At 59.8% G+C, this 18,202-nt stretch carries 19 protein-coding genes; 16 read left to right on the top strand and 3 right to left on the bottom strand.

Translation table 11 applies throughout. The annotated features are described in order from the left end of the window. Positions 1 to 175: 175 nt before the first annotated feature. On the top strand, positions 176 to 1,486 hold the full coding sequence (locus tag DLD99_RS20665; protein ID WP_114884707.1) for an MFS transporter: 1,311 nt from the start codon (positions 176 to 178) through the stop codon (positions 1,484 to 1,486). A 60-nt stretch (positions 1,487 to 1,546) separates the two neighbouring features. Then, positions 1,547 to 2,350 (top strand): IclR family transcriptional regulator, encoded by an 804-nt coding sequence (locus DLD99_RS20660; protein ID WP_114884705.1) that lies wholly within the window; start codon positions 1,547 to 1,549, stop codon positions 2,348 to 2,350. 4 nt (positions 2,351 to 2,354) lie between these two features. Here the strand turns inward: DLD99_RS20660 and DLD99_RS20655 are convergent, their stop codons facing one another. Continuing rightward, complete coding sequence (locus DLD99_RS20655) at positions 2,355 to 3,407, bottom strand: NAD(P)-dependent alcohol dehydrogenase (RefSeq protein WP_114884703.1); 1,053 nt, start codon at positions 3,405 to 3,407, stop codon at positions 2,355 to 2,357. A 191-nt stretch (positions 3,408 to 3,598) separates the two neighbouring features. On the opposite strand from DLD99_RS20655, the gene DLD99_RS20650 reads away from it, so the two are divergent. Further along, the gene (locus tag DLD99_RS20650; RefSeq protein WP_114884702.1) at positions 3,599 to 4,489 is read left to right on the top strand and encodes an AraC family transcriptional regulator; all 891 of its coding nucleotides are present in this window, start codon (positions 3,599 to 3,601) and stop codon (positions 4,487 to 4,489) included. A 64-nt stretch (positions 4,490 to 4,553) separates the two neighbouring features. Here the strand turns inward: DLD99_RS20650 and DLD99_RS20645 are convergent, their stop codons facing one another. Then, positions 4,554 to 6,218, bottom strand: a complete 1,665-nt coding sequence (locus tag DLD99_RS20645; RefSeq protein WP_085696964.1) for an electron transfer flavoprotein-ubiquinone oxidoreductase — start codon at positions 6,216 to 6,218, stop codon at positions 4,554 to 4,556. Positions 6,219 to 6,743: 525 nt separating this feature from the next. Here DLD99_RS20645 and DLD99_RS20640 point away from each other — a divergent pair. From DLD99_RS20640 to DLD99_RS20595, 10 genes are all read left to right on the top strand, one after another. After that, complete coding sequence (locus DLD99_RS20640; protein ID WP_007950859.1) at positions 6,744 to 7,493, top strand: electron transfer flavoprotein subunit beta/FixA family protein; 750 nt, start codon at positions 6,744 to 6,746, stop codon at positions 7,491 to 7,493. A gap of 2 nt (positions 7,494 to 7,495) precedes the next feature. Then, positions 7,496 to 8,425 carry an electron transfer flavoprotein subunit alpha/FixB family protein gene (locus DLD99_RS20635; protein ID WP_085710904.1) on the top strand — a complete coding sequence of 310 codons (930 nt, stop codon included), beginning with the start codon at positions 7,496 to 7,498 and terminating at the stop codon, positions 8,423 to 8,425. Between the two features lie 80 nt (positions 8,426 to 8,505). Further along, a complete protein-coding gene (locus tag DLD99_RS20630; RefSeq protein ID WP_114884699.1) occupies positions 8,506 to 9,342 on the top strand; it encodes a substrate-binding periplasmic protein in 837 nt (278 codons plus the stop codon). A 9-nt stretch (positions 9,343 to 9,351) separates the two neighbouring features. Further along, positions 9,352 to 9,708, top strand: coding sequence for a DUF4398 domain-containing protein (locus DLD99_RS20625; RefSeq protein WP_114884697.1), 357 nt, complete (start codon positions 9,352 to 9,354; stop codon positions 9,706 to 9,708). Next, positions 9,705 to 10,517, top strand: a complete 813-nt coding sequence (locus DLD99_RS20620; RefSeq protein ID WP_085710901.1) for an OmpA family protein — start codon at positions 9,705 to 9,707, stop codon at positions 10,515 to 10,517. The genes DLD99_RS20625 and DLD99_RS20620 overlap by 4 nt, the downstream gene beginning before the upstream one ends. 200 nt (positions 10,518 to 10,717) lie before the next feature. Next, complete coding sequence (locus DLD99_RS20615; protein ID WP_003226969.1) at positions 10,718 to 12,157, top strand: aminotransferase-like domain-containing protein; 1,440 nt, start codon at positions 10,718 to 10,720, stop codon at positions 12,155 to 12,157. Positions 12,158 to 12,235: 78 nt separating this feature from the next. Then, entirely contained in the window at positions 12,236 to 12,715 is a 480-nt protein-coding gene (locus tag DLD99_RS20610) for a translation initiation factor 2 (RefSeq protein ID WP_114884695.1), read from the top strand. A gap of 166 nt (positions 12,716 to 12,881) precedes the next feature. Beyond that, the gene (locus tag DLD99_RS20605) at positions 12,882 to 13,136 is read left to right on the top strand and encodes a YkgJ family cysteine cluster protein (RefSeq protein ID WP_114884693.1); all 255 of its coding nucleotides are present in this window, start codon (positions 12,882 to 12,884) and stop codon (positions 13,134 to 13,136) included. A 41-nt stretch (positions 13,137 to 13,177) separates the two neighbouring features. Next, positions 13,178 to 13,783 (top strand): START domain-containing protein, encoded by a 606-nt coding sequence (locus DLD99_RS20600; protein WP_085710898.1) that lies wholly within the window; start codon positions 13,178 to 13,180, stop codon positions 13,781 to 13,783. A 313-nt stretch (positions 13,784 to 14,096) separates the two neighbouring features. Further along, on the top strand, positions 14,097 to 16,190 hold the full coding sequence (locus DLD99_RS20595) for an LTA synthase family protein (RefSeq protein WP_085710897.1): 2,094 nt from the start codon (positions 14,097 to 14,099) through the stop codon (positions 16,188 to 16,190). A gap of 60 nt (positions 16,191 to 16,250) precedes the next feature. On the opposite strand, the gene DLD99_RS20590 is transcribed toward DLD99_RS20595, so the two are convergent. Next, positions 16,251 to 16,409: a DUF3309 family protein gene (locus DLD99_RS20590; protein ID WP_169432680.1), complete on the bottom strand. Its 159-nt coding sequence runs from the start codon at positions 16,407 to 16,409 to the stop codon at positions 16,251 to 16,253. 256 nt (positions 16,410 to 16,665) lie between these two features. Between DLD99_RS20590 and DLD99_RS20585 the strand changes: the two genes are divergently transcribed. The 3 genes from DLD99_RS20585 (at position 16,666) to csrA (ending at position 18,199) form a co-directional block, all read left to right on the top strand. Further along, a complete protein-coding gene (locus DLD99_RS20585) occupies positions 16,666 to 17,481 on the top strand; it encodes an SDR family oxidoreductase (RefSeq protein ID WP_114884691.1) in 816 nt (271 codons plus the stop codon). Between the two features lie 63 nt (positions 17,482 to 17,544). Continuing rightward, a complete protein-coding gene (locus tag DLD99_RS20580; RefSeq protein ID WP_085710895.1) occupies positions 17,545 to 17,877 on the top strand; it encodes a YnfA family protein in 333 nt (110 codons plus the stop codon). 136 nt (positions 17,878 to 18,013) lie between these two features. After that, on the top strand, positions 18,014 to 18,199 hold the full coding sequence (gene csrA / locus DLD99_RS20575; RefSeq protein ID WP_085710894.1) for a carbon storage regulator CsrA: 186 nt from the start codon (positions 18,014 to 18,016) through the stop codon (positions 18,197 to 18,199). Positions 18,200 to 18,202: the final 3 nt, after the last annotated feature.

Raw genomic sequence — 18,202 nt, 5'->3', positions numbered from 1 at the left:
GACCCAACACCAAACACTGTGGGAGCGAGCTTGCTCGCGATGAGGTCGGCACATTCGAAACCGATGCCGTCTGATAGATCGCTTCGCGAGCAGGCTCGCTCCCACAGGTTGATCTCCAGGGAGCGGAGATCTGCATACCTTTCGACCTCAATAAACATAAGAAGAGGTTCTCCCCATGCAACCGCAAACCCTCACCGGGCAAGCGACGTTAGTCACGCCCAGCCGCAAGCGATTTTTCATCATGGTGCTGCTGTTCATCACCGTGGTCATCAACTACCTCGACCGCAGCAACCTGTCGATTGCCGCCCCGGCACTCACCACCGAACTGGGCATCGATCCGGTGCATGTCGGGTTGATCTTTTCCGCGTTCGGCTGGACCTACGCCGCCATGCAGATCCCCGGCGGCTGGCTGGTGGACCGAGTGCCACCGCGCATCCTTTATAGCGTCGCATTGCTGTTGTGGTCGCTGGCCACGGTGATGCTCGGATTCGCCGCCAGTTTCATCGCCCTGTTCGTGCTGCGCATGGCGGTCGGTGCGCTGGAAGCGCCGGCGTATCCGATCAACAGCCGCGTGGTGACAACCTGGTTCCCCGAGCGTGAACGGGCCACGGCCATCGGTTTCTACACCTCCGGGCAGTTTGTCGGGCTGGCGTTCCTGACCCCGGTGCTGGCGTGGCTGCAACATGAATTTGGCTGGCACATGGTGTTTGTCGTGACCGGTACGGTGGGCATTGTCTGGGCGGCGATCTGGTACGCGGTGTATCGCGAGCCACGGGATTTCAAAGGCGCCAATGAAGGCGAAATCGACTTGATCCGCGAGGGCGGCGGGTTGGTGGACATCGCCGCTGAAACCGCCAAGGTGAAGGCGAAATTCAGCTGGACCGATCTCGGCATCGTCCTCAGCAAACGCAAGTTGTGGGGGATCTACCTCGGCCAGTTCTGCCTGAACTCGACGCTGTGGTTTTTCCTGACGTGGTTCCCGACCTATCTGGTGAAGTATCGCGGCATGGACTTCATCAAGTCCGGCCTGCTGGCGTCGCTGCCGTTTCTCGCCGCGTTCATCGGCGTGCTGTGTTCCGGGTTCTTTTCCGACTTCCTGATTCGCCGTGGCTGCACCGTCGGGTTTGCGCGCAAGTTACCAATCATTGGCGGGTTGCTGATTTCCACCGCGATCATCGGCGCCAATTTCGTTGAATCGACGCCGCTGGTGATTGCCTTCCTGGCCCTGGCGTTTTTCGGCAACGGGCTGGCGTCGATCACCTGGTCGCTGGTTTCGACACTGGCACCGGCGCGGTTGCTTGGACTGACGGGCGGGGTGTTCAACTTCATCGGCAACCTGTCGGCGATTGCCACGCCGATTGTCATCGGCTTCCTGGCCAGCGGCGATTCGTTCGCTCCGGCGATCACCTACATCGCGGTTCTGGCCTTGATCGGTGCTTTGTCCTACGTGCTGCTGGTGGGCAAGGTCGAGCGCATCGAGTTGTAGTCGTCCCTGTCGGGCGACCATAATGCCGCCCGTTCCCTCGCTCAACGCTAAAGGCTGGATATGCAGGAAGACGCCCCGAAAAACGCCAAGGACGCCGCGCCGACCGGCACTCAGACTCTGCTTCGCGGGTTGGGTGTGGTGCAGGCCGTCGCCAGTGGCGCCCGCGATCTCAAAGAGATTGCCCGCCTGATCGGCACCACGCGCAGCACCACCCATCGTCTGGCCAGTTGTCTGGTGGACGAGCGTTACCTGCGCGTCGTGCCGCAAGTCGGTTATCTGCTGGGGCCGAAGCTGATCGAACTGGGTTTCCAGGCGCGCGAAGAATTGCCGCTGGTGACCCTGGCCGGGCCTTATCTGGACGAGTTGTCGGCATTGACCGGCGACACCGTTCACCTGGGAATTCGTGAAGGCGACGAGGTGCTGTACCTGTTGAAGAATCCGGGGCGCAACGGCCCGGAAATGCGCTCGCGGGTCGGCCATCGCATGCCGCTGGCGCGCACCGGGATCGGCAAGGCCTTGATGCTGGATGACGCGCCGCAGGACTGGCAGCGTCTGTACGACATCAGCCTGCCGGCGGGTGGGAAAAGTCAGTTCTGGCCGCAACATCCCCAGCAGTCGTGGGAGCAGTTGGAGCAGCGGATGACCGAATACGTGGCCGGCGGCTACGCGTTCGATCTGGAAGACAACGAGCCGTCGATCCGTTGCGTGGCGGCGCCGATCCGCGACGCGAGCAAGCACATCGTCGCGGCGATCAGCATCGCCAGCACCGTGCCGTACATGCCGCTGGAGAAAATGGCCGAGCTGATTCCCCTGATCAAAGGGGTCACGGCCCGGCTTTCGGCGGAGCTTGGCTTAAAGGTCTGAGGAATCAGAGCTTCAGAGTCGCCATGTCGATGACGAAGCGATACTTCACATCACCGGCGATCATGCGGGCGTAGGCCTCGTTGATCTGGCGGATGTCGAGCATTTCGATGTCGCAGCTGATGTTGTGCTCGGCGCAGAAATCCAGCACTTCCTGGGTTTCGGCGACGCCACCGATCAACGAGCCCGCCAATACGCGACGACCCAGCACCAGTTTGGCGGCGTGGACCGGCGGATCGATCGGTTCGATCAGGCCCACCAGAATGTGCACGCCGTCGAAGCGCAGGGTGTCGAGGTACGGGTTGAGATCGTGCTGCACCGGAATGGTGTCCAGCAGGAAGTCGAAGCGACCGGCCGCTGCTTTCATCTGCTCTTCGTCGGTGGAGACGATCACGTGATCGGCACCCTGACGACGACCTTCCTCGGCCTTGCTCGCGGAGCGGGTGAACAGCGTCACTTCGGCGCCCATGGCCTTGGCGAACTTGATGCCCATGTGGCCGAGGCCGCCCATGCCGAGAATCCCGACCTTGTCGCCGGCTTTCACGCCGTAATGCTTGAGTGGGGAGTAGGTGGTGATGCCGGCGCAGAGAATCGGCGCAGCCGCCGCCAGATCCAGCTTCTCGGGGATGCGCACGACGAAGTGTTCGCTGACCACGATGCTGTCCGAATAACCGCCCATGGTGTTGCTGCCGTCGACCCGGTCCGGGGTGGCATAGGTCATGGTCGGGCCTTCGAGGCAGTATTGCTCGAGGTTCGACTGGCAGGCTTCGCAGGTGCGGCAGGAGTCGACCATGCAGCCGACACCGACCAGATCGCCTACCTTGTGTTTGGTGACGTTCGCACCGACGGCGGTGACTTTTCCGACGATCTCGTGACCGGGCATCAGCGGGTAAACGGCGATGCCCCATTCGTTGCGCGCCTGGTGGATGTCGGAGTGGCAGACGCCGCAGTACAGGATGTCGATGGCAACGTCGTCTGCCCGAGGGCTGCGGCGTTCGAATTTCATCGGGGCGAGGGGAGTGGTGGCCGTTTGAGCGGCATAGCCGATGGCGGTGTACATGTGAAACCTCGCAAAAGCAGTGACAAGTGAGGCGGCGCATTCTGGGCGCCGTCTGGTCGCCCGGCCATGGCGATTCCTCCGGGTGTCATGCCTAATCCTCCGGCATGCGGGGTTGAGCGGTCGCATTGGCAAAAGGATCTGCGATGATGCTTTTATCCCTTTTTCCGTGATTTTTTCTGAAGAGCCACCCGATGCAATTGACCCGTCACCTTGATGCCAACGCCACCCTGGTTTCGCTGATCGAACCGCTGGCGCTGCGCGATGGTTACAGCCAGACCGGGCTGCCGGGCGTACAGGTGTTGCGTGCCAGTTGCGACGTCGCCCGTGGCCCGCACATTTATGAGCCGAGCCTGATGATCATTGCTCAGGGCAGCAAGCTCGCGTATCTGGGGCCGCGCACCATGGAGTACGGTGCCGGGCATTACCTGATTCAGGCGTTGCCGGTGCCGTTCGAGTGCGAAACCTACGCGTTGCCGGACGCGCCGTTGCTCGGTGTGTCGGTGGCGATCGACCGGGTGCTGCTCGGTGAACTGGTGCTGGCCATGGGGCTGGCGCCGGGGCGGCATATTCCCGCGCAGACCCCGGAGTCGATGACCTCGGTGGTGCTCGACGATGGCATGCGCGGTTGCGTCGAACGCTTGCTGCGCTGCCTGCACGATCCGCTGGAGTGCCAGATTCTTGGACCGGCACGGGTGCGTGAATTGTTGTTCGTGGCGTTGCGCGGGCCTCAGGCTGATGTGCTGCGGGCGCTGGTGGAGCAGCAGGGACAGTTTGCCCGGGTGGCGGCGTCGATCAGTCATTTGCATTCGCACTACACCGAACCGTTGAACGTCGAAACATTGGCCAGTTGCGCGAACATGAGCGTTTCGACTTTTCACGAACACTTCAAACGCAGCACGTTGCTGTCGCCGGTGCAGTATCTGAAGCGTTTGCGTTTGTTGAAGGCGCAGACGTTGTTGATCGCTGAGGGATTGGGGGTTGCGCAGGTGGCGCATCGGGTGGGGTATCAGAGCACGTCGCAGTTCAGTCGCGAGTACAAACGCTATTTCGAACGCAGCCCGGGGGATGAGCGGGCGGCTTGATCTTTTAAATCGCGGGCAACAAAAAGGCCCCCATACAGGGAGCCTTGATGTTCAGCGGTTCGACTTACATGTTCGGGTAGGTCGGGCCGCCGGCGCCTTCCGGCGTCACCCAGGTGATGTTCTGCGAAGGGTCCTTGATGTCACAGGTCTTGCAGTGCACGCAGTTCTGGGCGTTGATCTGGAAGCGCTTCTCGCCGTCTTCCTTGGTGATCACTTCATACACGCCGGCCGGGCAGTAGCGCTGCGCCGGTTCGTCGTACATCGGCAGGTTGCGACTCAACGGGATGGTCGGGTCGGTCAGTTTCAGGTGGCACGGCTGTTCTTCTTCATGGTTGGTACCGGAGATGAACACCGAGCTCAGCTTGTCGAAGCTGATCTTGCCGTCGGGTTTCGGGTAGTCGATTTTCTTGCAGTCGGCCGCGAGCTTGAGGCAGGCGTAGTCCGGCTTGGTGTCGTGCAGGGTGAACGGCAGTTTGCCGCCGAAGATGTTCTGGTCCAGCCAGTTGAAACCGCCGCCGACGATGGCGCCGAACTTGTGGATCGCCGGGCCGAAGTTGCGGCTGGCGAACAGTTCTTCGTAGAGCCAGCTCTTCTTGAAGGCGTCAACGTAGGTGGTCAGTTCTTCGGTGCCATCCTTTTCGGCGAACAGCGCGTCGGCCACGGATTCAGCGGCGAGCATGCCGGACTTCATCGCGGTGTGGCTACCCTTGATCTTGGCGAAGTTCAGGGTGCCGAGGTCGCAACCGATCAGCGCGCCGCCCTTGAAGACCATTTTCGGCAGCGAGTTCAGGCCGCCTTTGCAGATCGCGCGAGCGCCGTAGCTGATGCGCTTGCCGCCTTCCAGGTACTGCTTGAGCACCGGGTGATGCTTGAGGCGCTGGAATTCGTCGAATGGCGACAGGTAGGTGTTGCTGTAGGACAGATCGACGATCAGGCCGACTACAACCTGGTTGTTTTCCAGGTGATAGAGGAACGAGCCGCCGGTGTTCTCGGTGCCCATGATGTCCATCGGCCAACCGGCGGTGTGTACCACCAGGCCTGGCTGGTGTTTGGCCGGGTCGATTTCCCAGATTTCCTTCAGGCCGATGCCGTAGTGCTGGGCGTCGGCATCGCTGTCGAGGTTGTAGCGCTTGATCAGTTGCTTGCCGATGTGGCCACGGCAACCTTCGGCGAACAGCGTGTATTTGCCACGCAGTTCCATGCCCGGGGTGTACAGGCCTTCTTTCGGATGGCCTTCGCGGTCAACACCGAGGTCGCCGGTGATGATCCCGCGCACCACGCCGTTTTCATCGATCAGCGCTTCCTGAGCGGCGAAGCCCGGGTAGATTTCCACGCCCAGGTTTTCAGCCTGCTGAGCGAGCCAGCGGCACAGGTTACCGAGGGAGATGATGTAGTTGCCTTCGTTGTGCATGGTCTTGGGCACAAAGAAGTCAGGAATTTTCTGCGCGCTTTCGGCGTTTTTCAGCACGAAAATGTCATCGCGGGTGACGGGGGTGTTCAGCGGGGCGCCGAGTTCCTTCCAGTCCGGAAACAGTTCGTTCAGGGCCCGTGGTTCGAATACGGCACCGGACAGGATGTGTGCGCCGACTTCGGAGCCTTTTTCGACCACGCAGACGCTGATTTCCTTACCGGCTTCGGCGGCCTTCTGCTTCAGGCGGCAGGCGGCGGACAGGCCAGCGGGGCCGGCACCGACGATGACCACGTCGAATTCCATGTATTCGCGTTCCACAGGCTATCTCCTACTCAAGGCTCAACAGTTTTTTTTCTAATTTGGAGGTTCGGTGTCGTATCCGTTATTGCCTTTACGTTAACGTCAAGGCTAATAATGGGCAAACCACCTTTCTCTCTAGGCGGCGCATTATATCTACACCACTCTTAGCGTCCAATACAAACGTTTGTTTGAATCGGCTCCAGCCCAGAGAAATCAAAGAAGCGCGGCTTATGACAGGGCATTTTGGCGTATTGACCAGAATGGGCGTTCCGGTCAAGATACGGGCGGTTTTGCGCTCGCCGTAGGCTGAATGGTGGTTTCAAGAGCACCTCTAAAGACAGGGCGAAGGCGGTACCCGGTGATGCGCAGCGCAGGTTCGGCGCGCAGTTTACACACCGCGAAGCGGCATGACTCGTCGGTCACGACTGACGAACGGTCATCCGACTCAGCCGGCGTTTTTGGAGGTGCCCTTGTGCCCGATGAGCATCAACCGCCAGGTTCGCCTAGGCGACTTTCTTTTCACCGGAGAGTAACGAGGAATCCATGAAGGTTCTTGTAGCTGTCAAACGCGTTGTGGATTACAACGTCAAGGTTCGCGTCAAGGCGGACAATTCCGGCGTAGACCTCGCCAACGTCAAGATGTCGATGAACCCGTTCTGCGAAATCGCAGTGGAAGAAGCCGTACGCCTGAAAGAGAAAGGCGTTGCGACTGAAATCGTCGTCGTCTCCATCGGCCCGTCCACCGCTCAGGAACAGCTGCGTACAGCACTGGCTCTGGGTGCCGACCGCGCCATCCTCGTCGAATCCGCTGAAGACCTGACTTCCCTGGCCGTGGCCAAGCTGCTCAAGGCCGTGGTCGACAAGGAACAGCCTCAGCTGGTGATCCTGGGCAAACAGGCCATCGACAGCGACAACAACCAGACCGGCCAGATGCTCGCAGCACTGAGCGGCTACGGTCAGGGCACTTTCGCCTCGAAAGTCGAAGTCTCCGGCGACAGCGTTGCCGTGACCCGCGAAATCGACGGCGGCGCGCAGACCGTTTCCCTGAAACTGCCAGCCATCGTCACCACCGACCTGCGTTTGAACGAGCCGCGCTACGCGTCCCTGCCAAACATCATGAAAGCCAAGAAGAAGCCTCTCGAGACGCTGACTCCGGACGCTTTGGGCGTTTCCACCGCCTCCACCAACAAAACCCTGAAAGTCGAAGCGCCGGCCGCACGCAGCGCAGGCATCAAGGTCAAGTCGGTGGCTGAACTGGTCGAGAAACTGAAAAACGAAGCGAAGGTAATCTAATCATGACTATCTTGGTAATCGCCGAACACGACAACAAGGTGCTGGCCCCGGCCACCCTGAACACCGTTGCTGCCGCTGCCAAAATCGGTGGCGACATCCACGTTCTGGTTGCAGGCCAGGGCGCTGGCGCTGTGGCTGAAGCCGCTGCGAAAATCGCTGGCGTGAGCAAAGTCCTGAACGCCGACAATGCTGCCTACGCGCATCAGCTGCCGGAAAACGTTGCTCCGCTGGTGGCCGAACTGGGCAAGGGCTACAGCCACATCTTGGCTGCCGCCACTTCCAACGGCAAAAACATCCTGCCGCGCGTTGCCGCCCAGCTGGACGTTGACCAGATCTCCGAGATCATCTCGGTCGAAAGCGCTGACACTTTCAAGCGCCCGATCTACGCCGGTAACGCCATCGCTACCGTGCAATCGACCGCTGCAATCAAAGTGATCACCGTGCGTGCCACCGGTTTCGACCCGGTTGCTGCTGAAGGTGGTTCGGCTGCCGTTGAAGCGGTTGCCGCTGCTCACAACGCCGGCACTTCCAGCTTCGTCAGCGAAGAGCTTGCGAAATCCGATCGTCCTGAGCTGACCGCTGCCAAGATCGTCGTTTCCGGCGGCCGCGGCATGCAGAACGGTGACAACTTCAAACACCTGTATGCTCTGGCCGACAAGCTGGGCGCTGCCGTGGGTGCTTCCCGCGCCGCGGTCGACGCAGGTTTCGTACCGAACGACATGCAGGTCGGTCAGACCGGCAAGATCGTTGCGCCACAGCTGTACATCGCCGTCGGTATCTCCGGCGCGATCCAGCACCTGGCCGGCATGAAAGACTCCAAAGTGATCGTTGCGATCAACAAGGACGAAGAAGCGCCGATCTTCCAGGTGGCCGATTACGGCCTGGTGGCGGATCTGTTCGAAGCCGTACCTGAGCTGGAGAAGCTGGTCTAATCCGGCAGCTTCACTTATAAAGAGCCCGGCCTGTTGGTCGGGCTTTTTTTTGTCTCGGATTTGAGTGGGAGCGTTTCGCCATGGATCTGCATCGCCGGTTGGGCTTCTCGTTAATGCTGTGGTTCAGCCTGTTGCCGGGGTTGTCCGTGGCAGCGGGCAAATGCGAACGACTGGTCGTCACCGGCAGCCCCGATGCACCGCCGTATCTTTGGCAGGATCCACAGAATCCAAAACAACTGATTGGTGCGAGTGCCGACCTGTTGCAGCAGGTGGCGAAGGACCTGGGCATCAAGGTCGAACTGCTGTATGCCGGCAAGCGCGCGCAGGCCCTCGACGAAGTGCGCAGCGGACGCATGGACATGCTGGCCGACGCGCCGCTGGCCTTCAACGAGCTGGAAAACCTCGACTACATTCATCCGCCGCTGCTGGAAAACGACTATCTGGTATGGACCCGCAAGGGCTCGACCCTGGTCTACAGCGAAGCCAAGGACCTTCAGGGCCATCAAGGAGGATTGTCGGAAAAGTCTCGAATGACCCAGGCATTCAGTACTTTCGCCGAGAAGCAATTGACCCTGACCCGTACGGCAAACCTCACTCAGGCCCTGCAGAAACTTCTGCTGGGCGAGGTGGAATATGTACTTGCCGGCCGTTACTCGGGGATGGCGGCCGCGCAGGCACTGGGCATGGCCAATGATCTGCTCGCCTTCGAGCAACCGATTGACCGGCCCGGTCTGTTCCTCGCGCTTTCCCACAACTCGGCCTGCAACGATCCGTGGTTGCGCGGACAGCTGGCCAAAAAGATGACAGAATTGCCCGCGTCCGGCCTGACGGAAGCCGCGCTGCAACGCAACATCGAGCGCTGGAAGGCGCAGCAGCAACAGCCGCCGCAACAACCTGTCAGCGCCCCAAAACAGTAGGGATTCTTAGTGAGTAATCGAGTTCTTTTCACGGCCCTGGCCGTTCTGGCCCTGGCCGGTTGCGCCAGCGATCCGGCACCCAATGAACAAATGCGTTTGACCGAGCAGGCGCTCGAGCAGGCCAAGGCCGTCGGCGCCACCGCCGACGAAGTGCCGGAAATGAAACTGGCAAAAGACAAGTTCAACCGGGCCAAGGGCAGCATGGCCGGTGAATCCTTCAAGAACGCGCGGATGCGCGCCGAACAGGCCGAACTGGATGCACGCCTGGCCGAAGCCAAGGTGTTGACCCAGAAGAGCGAAGAGCAGCTGAACGTGCTCAACACCCGCATCGTCCGCCTGCGCAAGCAACTGGGGGATGCCCAATGAAGCTGACTTCAAAAGCCTTCGGCACTCTGATCCTCGTGGGTTGCGCCAGCCTTTACGGTTGCGCCGGTCAACACAGCGAAACCGCCTTGCAGGAAGCCAGCGCTGATTTTCAGAAGGTCAAGGAAGATTCCAATGTGCTGCGTATCGCGCCGAAAGACGTGATTCGTGCCGGTGAATCCCTGGCCCGTGCCGATCGCCTGTCCACTTATTGGGGCAGTGGCTCGGACGTGGCGCATTACTCCTACTTGAGCCAGCGCTACAGCCAGATCGCCCGCGAGCACACCAATCTGGTGCTCAACGAAGAGCGCGCGGCGAAGCTGGAGCTTGAGCGTCAACGCCTGCAGCTGGCGCTGCGCGAATCCAAACTGTTGAGCGTGCAGCAGCAGGGCAAATGGCTGGAGGAACAGATTGTCGCACTGGCCACCACCCAGACTGACCGTGGCCTGGTGATGACCCTCGGTGACGTACTGTTCGACACCGGCGAGGCGGAGCTGAAGAATTCGGCCAATCGCGTAGTCCTGAAGATCGTGCAGTTCCTGCAACTCAATCCGAAACGTGTGGTGCGTATCGAGGGATACACCGACAGCACCGGCGGCAAACAGGAAAACCTCAAGTTGTCTCGTGATCGTGCGCAGTCGGTAGCTGATGTGTTGACCGACCTGGGCATCGACGAAAAACGCATTCAGGTCGAAGGTTACGGCGACGAATATCCTGTGGACGCCAACGCTTCCGAGCGCGGGCGTGCACAGAACCGTCGGGTGGAAATCGTGTTCTCCGACGAAAAGGGCCAGCTCGGCGCCGCCCGCTGAGGGTGGCGTTACTGGAAAGCCCGGCCTGTCATGCAGCGCCGGGCTTTTTTACGTCTGTCGATTGCCTCACAAAGCAGTACAGATTTATCCGACACTGGACTGTATGGTTGACTAATATGGCAACTGTCCCAGTACACTTCAGAACTGTTCCGGTATTGTTCACACAAAAATAAAACGCCCGTGATATCGAGTGCTGCGTCATGACCAATCTCTTGCTCTACCAACGTATTGCTCAACAGCTGGCCGAAGACATCCGCCGTGGCGTCTATCAACCGGGCGAGCGCGTGCCTTCGGTGCGCAAGATGAGTTCGCAGCTTAATGTCAGCCATGCCACGGTGTTGCAGGCTTACGCCAATCTCGAGGATCAGGGGCTGATCCGTGCACGGCCGCAATCCGGTTACTACGTGCACCAGACACCGGCGCTGACGGCACCGACCCCGGACATTGCCCGGGTCGAACGACCTGGCCTGGTCACCCGCGCCAGCATCATTCAGCAAGTATTGGTCGAGTCGCGCCGCGAAGGCGTGTTCCCGCTGGGCGCGGCGGTGCCGAGCGTCGATTACTTGCCGGTGCGCGCGCTGCATCAGCAATTGGCCAAGGTCACCCGATTCCATAGTCCGCGAGCTTTCAGCTACATGTTCAGTCCGGGCTTCGAGCCATTGCGCCGACAAGTGGCGATCCGCATGCGCGACGCCGGTGTGGTGGTCGATCCTTCGGAAGTGGTTATCACCCATGGTTGTGTCGATGCCTTGCAGATGTCGCTGCGCGTGCTGACCCGTCCGGGCGATCTGATCGCCGCCGAATCACCGACCTATTACGGACTGCTGCAACTGGCCGACCTGCTCGGCCTGAAAGTCATTGAAATCCCCAGCGACCCGGCCACCGGTATGAGCCTCGAAGCCCTGCAACTGGCGGCCAACCAGTGGTCGATCAAAGCCCTGGTGCTGACGACCCGGCTGAGCAATCCGCTGGGCGGCACCATGCCCGAAGAGCGGCAAAAACAATTGCTGCGTCTGGCCTCGGACTTCGATATCCAGATCGTCGAAGACGACATCTATGGCGAACTGATGTTCGAGCAAGGTCGCACCAAGGCCCTCAAGGCCTACGACCGGCTGGATCGGGTGATTTACTGTTCGAGTTTCTCCAAGACCCTGTCGCCGGGCGTGCGTGTGGGCTGGATGATTGCCGGCAAGTATCAGCAGGAAATCCAGCGTCTGCAGACCTTCACCACGCATTCGGCTTGCAGCGTCACGCAAATGGCGATTGCCGCTTATCTGGAAAATGGCGGTTATGACCGGCATTTACGGTACATCCGCCAGGAATACCGAAAAAACCTCAGCGCGTTCCAGCTGGCGGTGCAGCAGTACTTCCCTGAAGGCACGCAGATGACCCGGCCTACGGGCGGTTTCATCCTGTGGGTGAGCCTGCCGGGGCGGGTCAACACCCAGGAATTGCATGTCCGCGCGTTACAGCAGGGCATCAGCATCGCGCCCGGGTTGATCTTCAGTAATACCGAGCAGTTCAACCACTGTATCCGCCTGAATTGCGGCACGCCGTGGAATCGCGAGGCGGAACGGGCATTGATGACCTTGGGTTTGCTGGCGACTCAACTGTGTCAGGAAACGGCCGGCGGTTTCTGAACAGACTGTGTCGCGCGCTTGTCATGCGGCGTTCAACAGGCGAGCATATGGCCCTCTGCCGTTAGCGTTGTAGGTTCCATGAAAGCGATTTTTCCTGCTGCCTGGGTTTTGCTTTGTCTGTTGATGATCGGTCACGCGCCAGCTGTCATGGCCGCTGCCGTTTCGGAAAAACCGACAGCAGCCTCCACCGTGAAAAAACCGGTGGCCAGCAAGAAAGCCGTTCCTGCAAAGGACAAGCAGCAGAAGAAAGCCGCCCCGGCAAAGAAACGTGCGCCGATCGCTTCAAAGTCGAAATCCGCCCGTGAAGTGGCGAAGACGCCGCTCCCCCCGGCCAAACTGGACTTGAGCCTGCCCAGGGATATGGTTCAGCAGTTGAAACCCGTCGGTGCCGTGCCGCTGCCCAAGCGCGAAGCGATCCTGCCGCAGATGTTCGGAGAGAAGGACAGTGGCTTCCAGCTCAACGGTCGTCTTTTGAGTAACGAAATGCAGTTGCAGCTACGCAACGAAGAACGCCGTGAAGTCGAAGGCGCGGCGCTGGATTTCGAATTCAAGCAGTAAATTCAATCGATCCGTGACCCGCAGACCAGACGCTTTGTCGGAGACTGGTCAGTCACTTTCGTTTCTGCGTAAAAACCCCGGTCCAGGGAATTTAAAACAGCCGTTTTAGCGGTTACCCTGTTCCGCGTCCCTTTAACACATTGCCCGTCGCGAGGAACTCGTCGTCATGAAATGCCGTGAAGGCTGTGGCGCCTGTTGCATTGCCCCCTCCATCAGCTCGCCGATTCCGGGCATGCCCGATGGCAAACCTGCCGGCGAACGTTGCGTTCAGCTCTCGGTCGAAAACCTGTGCAGCATTTTCGGCCGGCCGGAACGCCCGGCCGTCTGTTCAGGGTTCAGCGCCGATGTCGAAGTCTGCGGAAACAGTCAGGAAGAGGCGATCAGACTGCTCGGCTGGTGGGAGCAGATGACGGCGGCGTGATGTGTCAAACGTACGGAACTTCAACAATAAGGAATAAGACTATGGGTTCGCTGCATCGTATCGCTGTGTTGTGTGGTTTGACTGCCGTGCTGGCCACTTCGGCTGCCCAGGCTGAAGACTGGAAAGTGGCCAAGAACGAAGACGGCATCAAGGTCTCCCTGAGCGAAGTGCCGGGTTCGGACTACAAGTCGTATCAGGGCGTGACCTTGATGAAGACCACCGTCGCCAAACTGCGCGCACTGCAGGAAGACGTTTCCGGTGCCTGTGCCTGGATTCACGAGTGCAAGACCCAGAAACTGCTCAAGCACGAAGGCGACCAGAGCTGGACCTACACCCAGTTCAATACGCCATGGCCGGTAACCCCGCGCGACTCGATCCTGCACGTCACCACCGTTGAAGGCGCCGATGGCAGCCTGACCCGCAATCTGGAAGGCGTGCCGAAGTACCTGCCGGAAGAAAAAGGCTTTGTGCGTGTAGCGCAGGTCAAAGGCTTCTGGAAATTCGTGCCGAAGGGCGATCAGGTCGAAGTGACCTATCAGGTTCACACCGAGCCGGGTGGCAGCGTGCCGTCGATGATTGCCAACAAGTTCGTGGTCGACGCACCGTTCAATACCCTGAAAGCCCTGAAAGAACGCGCCGAGAAGTAAGTATCGCGTGCTCTGCAAACGCCCCGATGAACTCGGGGCGTTTTGTTTTGTAGCGATATTGTGTTTCCGGATATGCGTTGCACGAAATTTTCACAAACGCTTCAAGACAATTCGCCCGCGCAATTTGAATCTGTCCGGGTATGCCGTGCCTTTAATGAAAGAGTCCGGCAGCGGGGCAGTAATCAATGGCAATGCCGCCGGTGATCGTGCAACATTTGCGCACCGCGCAAGCCCCGGGGCCTGGAATGGCCAACAGAGGGCAGGGCGCAGCTGTATTTTTGCAACTTCAACTTCCAATGGGTCCTAAAACGACATGGCAAACCCGGACGCCCTGAATCAGCAGCGATCTTCCAGTCGCCTGCTGCAACCGACCGTCAAATCGCATCTGGCCTACACGCTCTTGTGCGCGCTGGTCATGATGGTGATGTTTTCCGTGCTGCGCCTCGCGCTGCTGGTCTACAACCGCGAGATGATCCTCGACACCCCGGCTTCGACCTTCCTCGAAGCCTTCGCCAACGGCCTGCGTTTCGACCTGCGCCTGGTGGTCTACCTCTGCGTTCCGATGGTGCTGGCGCTGTTCAGTGCCCGGGCCATGGCCGCGCGTGGGTTCTTCCGCCTGTGGCTGACCGTGACCTCCAGCATCGCGCTGTTCCTCGGCCTGATGGAAATGGACTTCTACCGTGAGTTCCACCAGCGCCTCAACGGCCTGGTGTTCCAGTACGTGAAGGAAGACCCGAAAACCGTGATGAGCATGCTCTGGTACGGTTTCCCGGTGGTGCGCTACCTGCTGGCCTGGGCCGTGGGCACGGTGATCCTGACGCTGGCGTTCAAGGGTGCCGACCGCCTGACCCGTCCGCGTGGTCCGTTCAGCGGCGGCAACGTCGGCACCCGTCAGGTGGCGCCATGGTATGCGCGTCTGGCGGTGTTCGTGGTATGCCTGCTGATCTGTGTGGTCGCCGTGCGTGGCACCCTGCGTCAGGGCCCGCCGCTGCGCTGGGGTGACGTGTACACCACCGAATCGAACTTCGCCAACCAGCTCGGCCTCAATGGCACCCTGTCGCTGATCGCGGCAGCCAAGGACCGCATGGGCGAAGACCGCAACAACATCTGGAAGGCCACGCTGCCGCAGGATCAGGCGCAGAAAGTCGTACGCGACATGCTGGTGATGCCGGACGACAAACTGGTCGATGCCGACATCGCCGCCGTGCGTCGTGACTACACGCCGCCAGCCGACAAGACGCTGCCGATCAAGAACGTCGTCGTGATCCTCATGGAAAGCATGGCCGGTCACTCGGTGGGCGCCCTGGGCGCGCCGGGCAACATCACGCCGTACCTCGACAAGCTGTCGAAGGAAGGTCTGCTGTTCGACCGCTTCTTCTCCAACGGCACCCACACCCACCAGGGCATGTTCGCCACCATGGCGTGCTTCCCGAACCTGCCGGGCTTCGAATATCTGATGCAGACCCCGGAAGGCAGCCACAAACTGTCCGGCCTGCCGCAGCTGCTCAGCGCGCGCAAGTATGACGACGTCTACGTCTACAACGGTGACTTTGCCTGGGACAACCAGTCCGGTTTCTTCAGCAACCAGGGCATGACCAACTTCGTTGGCCGCAATGACTTCGTCAACCCGGTATTCTCCGATCCGACCTGGGGTGTGTCTGACCAGGACATGTTCGACCGCGGTCTGGTGGAACTGAAGGCACGGGAAAACGGCAAGCCGTTCTACGCGCTGCTGCAAACCCTGTCCAACCACACGCCGTACGCCTTGCCGACGCCATTGCCGGTCGAGCGCGTGACCGACCGTGGCACGCTCAACGAGCACCTGACCGCCATGCGTTACGCAGACTGGGCACTGGGCCAGTTCTTCGAGAAGGCCCGCAAGGAGCCTTACTTCAAGGAAACCCTGTTCGTCATCGTCGGCGACCACGGCTTCGGCAACGAGCGTCAGATCACCGAAATGGACCTGGGCCGCTTCAACGTACCGATGCTGATGATCGCACCGGGCATCCAGGAAAAATTCGGTACCCGTGACCACACCGTAGGTACGCAGATCGACATCGTGCCGACCATCATGGGTCGTCTGGGTGGCGAAGTGCGTCATCAGTGCTGGGGTCGTGACCTGCTCAACCTGCCGGCAGGTGACACCGGTTTCGGCGTGATCAAGCCGTCGGGCAGCGAGCAGACCACTGCCATCGTGACGGCCGACCAGATCCTGGTGCTGCCGAAAGAGAAGGAAATGGCGCCGAAGATCTACCAGTACCAACTGGGCGCGAATCCTTCGGCTGAAATCATTCCGGACGCACCGCGTACCGCCGAGTTGAAACTCAAGCTCGAAGCGTTCCTGCAGACGGCTACCAAGAGCCTGCTCGACAACACCGCCGGTGTGATTAACGGCAAGCCGGACTGATCATTCCGCGCAATAAAAAAGAGGCCCTTTTCAGGGCCTCTTTTTTTGTCGGTCAAAACGTCATATGCGGCCGAGCAACAGCAGCACCAACAGTACAACCAGCACTACGCCGATAATGCCCGAAGGACCGTAACCCCAACTTCTGGAGTGCGGGAAGACCGGCAGACCACCGATCAGCAACAGGATCAGGATAATGATAAGAATTGTGCCCATGTCGATTTCCTTGTTGATAGTGTCTGAGGAGTCTCGTTGTTCAAGGGCGGCTGGAAGTTGAACTAAATCCAGACGGCTTACAAATTCCGACTGGCGCGCGTGAAAGAAAATTCAATGTTTTTTTAACGTATTTGGTTCACGGTCTTATTTCGTTCGATGCCACGGTTTGCTCCTGCCATTCAGCAATCTGATGGAGCGTGGGTCGCTCTGGATCCTTCGCTACACTCCGCGCATCTTCCCCGGAACAACAAGGCTGTCTGTTATGCAAAATCGCATGATGATCACTGGCGCGGGCTCCGGCCTGGGTCGCGAAATCGCGCTGCGCTGGGCGCGTGAAGGCTGGCAACTGGCCTTGTCGGATGTCAGTGAGCCGGGCCTGCAGGAAACCCTCAAACTGGTGCGCGAGGCCGGTGGCGATGGCTTTATCCAGCGCTGCGACGTGCGCGATTACAGCCAGCTCACCGCATTCGCCCAGGCCTGCGAAGTGAAGTTCGGTGGTATCGATATCATCGTCAACAACGCCGGTGTGGCGTCGGGCGGGTTCTTCAGCGAACTGTCGCTGGAAGACTGGGACTGGCAGATCGCGATCAACCTGATGGGTGTGGTCAAGGGCTGCAAGGCGTTCCTGCCACTGCTGGAACAGAGCAAGGGCAAGATCATCAACATCGCTTCGATGGCGGCGCTGATGCAAGGCCCGGCGATGAGCAACTACAACGTGGCCAAGGCAGGTGTTGTGGCATTGTCCGAAAGTCTGCTGATCGAACTGGCCCAGCAGGAAGTCGGTGTCCATGTGGTTTGCCCGTCGTTTTTCCAGACCAATCTGCTGGACTCGTTCCGCGGTCCGACACCGGCCATGAAAGCCCAGGTCGGCAAGTTGCTGGAAAGTTCACCGATTACCGCCGCCGATATCGCCGACTACATCTACAAGCAGGTCGCTGCCGGCGAGTTCATGATCCTGCCCCACGAACAGGGCCGCATGGCCTGGGCGATCAAGCAGAAGAACCCGCAGCTGCTGTACAGCGAAATGACCGCGATGGCCGAAAAGATGCGCGCCAAGGCCAAACAGAACAACGGCTGAACTTGCGCAGCTAAAGCCCCGTCGTTAGGGTGACCACCACAGTCACCCTGACGAGTCATTTGCATGCTCAACTACTTGTGGTTTTTCCTCGCCGCGCTGTTTGAAATCGCCGGCTGTTTCGCTTTCTGGATGTGGTTGCGCCAGGGCAAGAGCGCCTTGTGGGTGATCCCGGCGCTGCTCAGCCTGACCTTGTTTGCACTGTTGTTGACGCGTGTTGAAGCGACCTACGCCGGTCGCGCCTATGCCGCTTACGGCGGGATCTACATCATTGCCTCGATTGGCTGGCTGGCCGTGGTCGAGCGCATCCGTCCGCTGGGTTCGGACTGGATCGGAGTCGCCTTGTGCGTGATCGGGGCCAGCGTGATTCTGTTCGGGCCACGGTTTTCGGCGACTTGAAACACCGGTTTGACGGAAACGTCTGAAGGCTGATGCGCCATGGCGTGTAGGGTTTGACTGATTTGCCCGCAGCGCATTGTAGGGCGCTCGAAAGCCGCGCATCTTCAAGGCTCGAAAACCTTGAAGGACAACCCCCATGCTTGTACTCAGCCGTGTTGTCGGTGAACTGATTTCCATCGGCGACAACATCACTTTGCGCGTTCTGGCGGTCAACGGCTCCAGCGTGCGATTCGGCGTCGAGGCGCCAAAGCAGGTCAACGTGCACCGCGCCGAAGTCTACGAGCGGATCCAGCGCAAGCAGGTCAACGGCAAGGGCCGCTGACCG

This window comes from Pseudomonas kribbensis, assembly GCF_003352185.1.
Classification (GTDB): Bacteria; Pseudomonadota; Gammaproteobacteria; order Pseudomonadales; family Pseudomonadaceae; genus Aquipseudomonas; species Aquipseudomonas kribbensis.
The sequence above is the reverse complement of the archived record's forward strand: the minus strand, read 5'-3'. Positions and strand labels throughout refer to the sequence as shown.

Bases quoted from the DNA above. Each gene is read 5' to 3' on its own strand.
- DLD99_RS20665 (WP_114884707.1), top strand. From the start codon at position 176: ATGCAACCGCAAACCCTCACCGGGCAAGCGACGTTAGTCACGCCCAGC.
- DLD99_RS20660 (WP_114884705.1), top strand. From the start codon at position 1,547: ATGCAGGAAGACGCCCCGAAAAACGCCAAGGACGCCGCGCCGACCGGC.
- DLD99_RS20655 (WP_114884703.1), bottom strand. From the start codon at position 3,407: ATGTACACCGCCATCGGCTATGCCGCTCAAACGGCCACCACTCCCCTC.
- DLD99_RS20650 (WP_114884702.1), top strand. From the start codon at position 3,599: ATGCAATTGACCCGTCACCTTGATGCCAACGCCACCCTGGTTTCGCTG.
- DLD99_RS20640 (WP_007950859.1), top strand. From the start codon at position 6,744: ATGAAGGTTCTTGTAGCTGTCAAACGCGTTGTGGATTACAACGTCAAG.
- DLD99_RS20635 (WP_085710904.1), top strand. From the start codon at position 7,496: ATGACTATCTTGGTAATCGCCGAACACGACAACAAGGTGCTGGCCCCG.
- DLD99_RS20630 (WP_114884699.1), top strand. From the start codon at position 8,506: ATGGATCTGCATCGCCGGTTGGGCTTCTCGTTAATGCTGTGGTTCAGC.
- DLD99_RS20620 (WP_085710901.1), top strand. From the start codon at position 9,705: ATGAAGCTGACTTCAAAAGCCTTCGGCACTCTGATCCTCGTGGGTTGC.
- DLD99_RS20615 (WP_003226969.1), top strand. From the start codon at position 10,718: ATGACCAATCTCTTGCTCTACCAACGTATTGCTCAACAGCTGGCCGAA.
- DLD99_RS20610 (WP_114884695.1), top strand. From the start codon at position 12,236: ATGAAAGCGATTTTTCCTGCTGCCTGGGTTTTGCTTTGTCTGTTGATG.
- DLD99_RS20605 (WP_114884693.1), top strand. From the start codon at position 12,882: ATGAAATGCCGTGAAGGCTGTGGCGCCTGTTGCATTGCCCCCTCCATC.
- DLD99_RS20600 (WP_085710898.1), top strand. From the start codon at position 13,178: ATGGGTTCGCTGCATCGTATCGCTGTGTTGTGTGGTTTGACTGCCGTG.
- DLD99_RS20595 (WP_085710897.1), top strand. From the start codon at position 14,097: ATGGCAAACCCGGACGCCCTGAATCAGCAGCGATCTTCCAGTCGCCTG.
- DLD99_RS20585 (WP_114884691.1), top strand. From the start codon at position 16,666: ATGCAAAATCGCATGATGATCACTGGCGCGGGCTCCGGCCTGGGTCGC.
- DLD99_RS20580 (WP_085710895.1), top strand. From the start codon at position 17,545: ATGCTCAACTACTTGTGGTTTTTCCTCGCCGCGCTGTTTGAAATCGCC.
- csrA (WP_085710894.1), top strand. From the start codon at position 18,014: ATGCTTGTACTCAGCCGTGTTGTCGGTGAACTGATTTCCATCGGCGAC.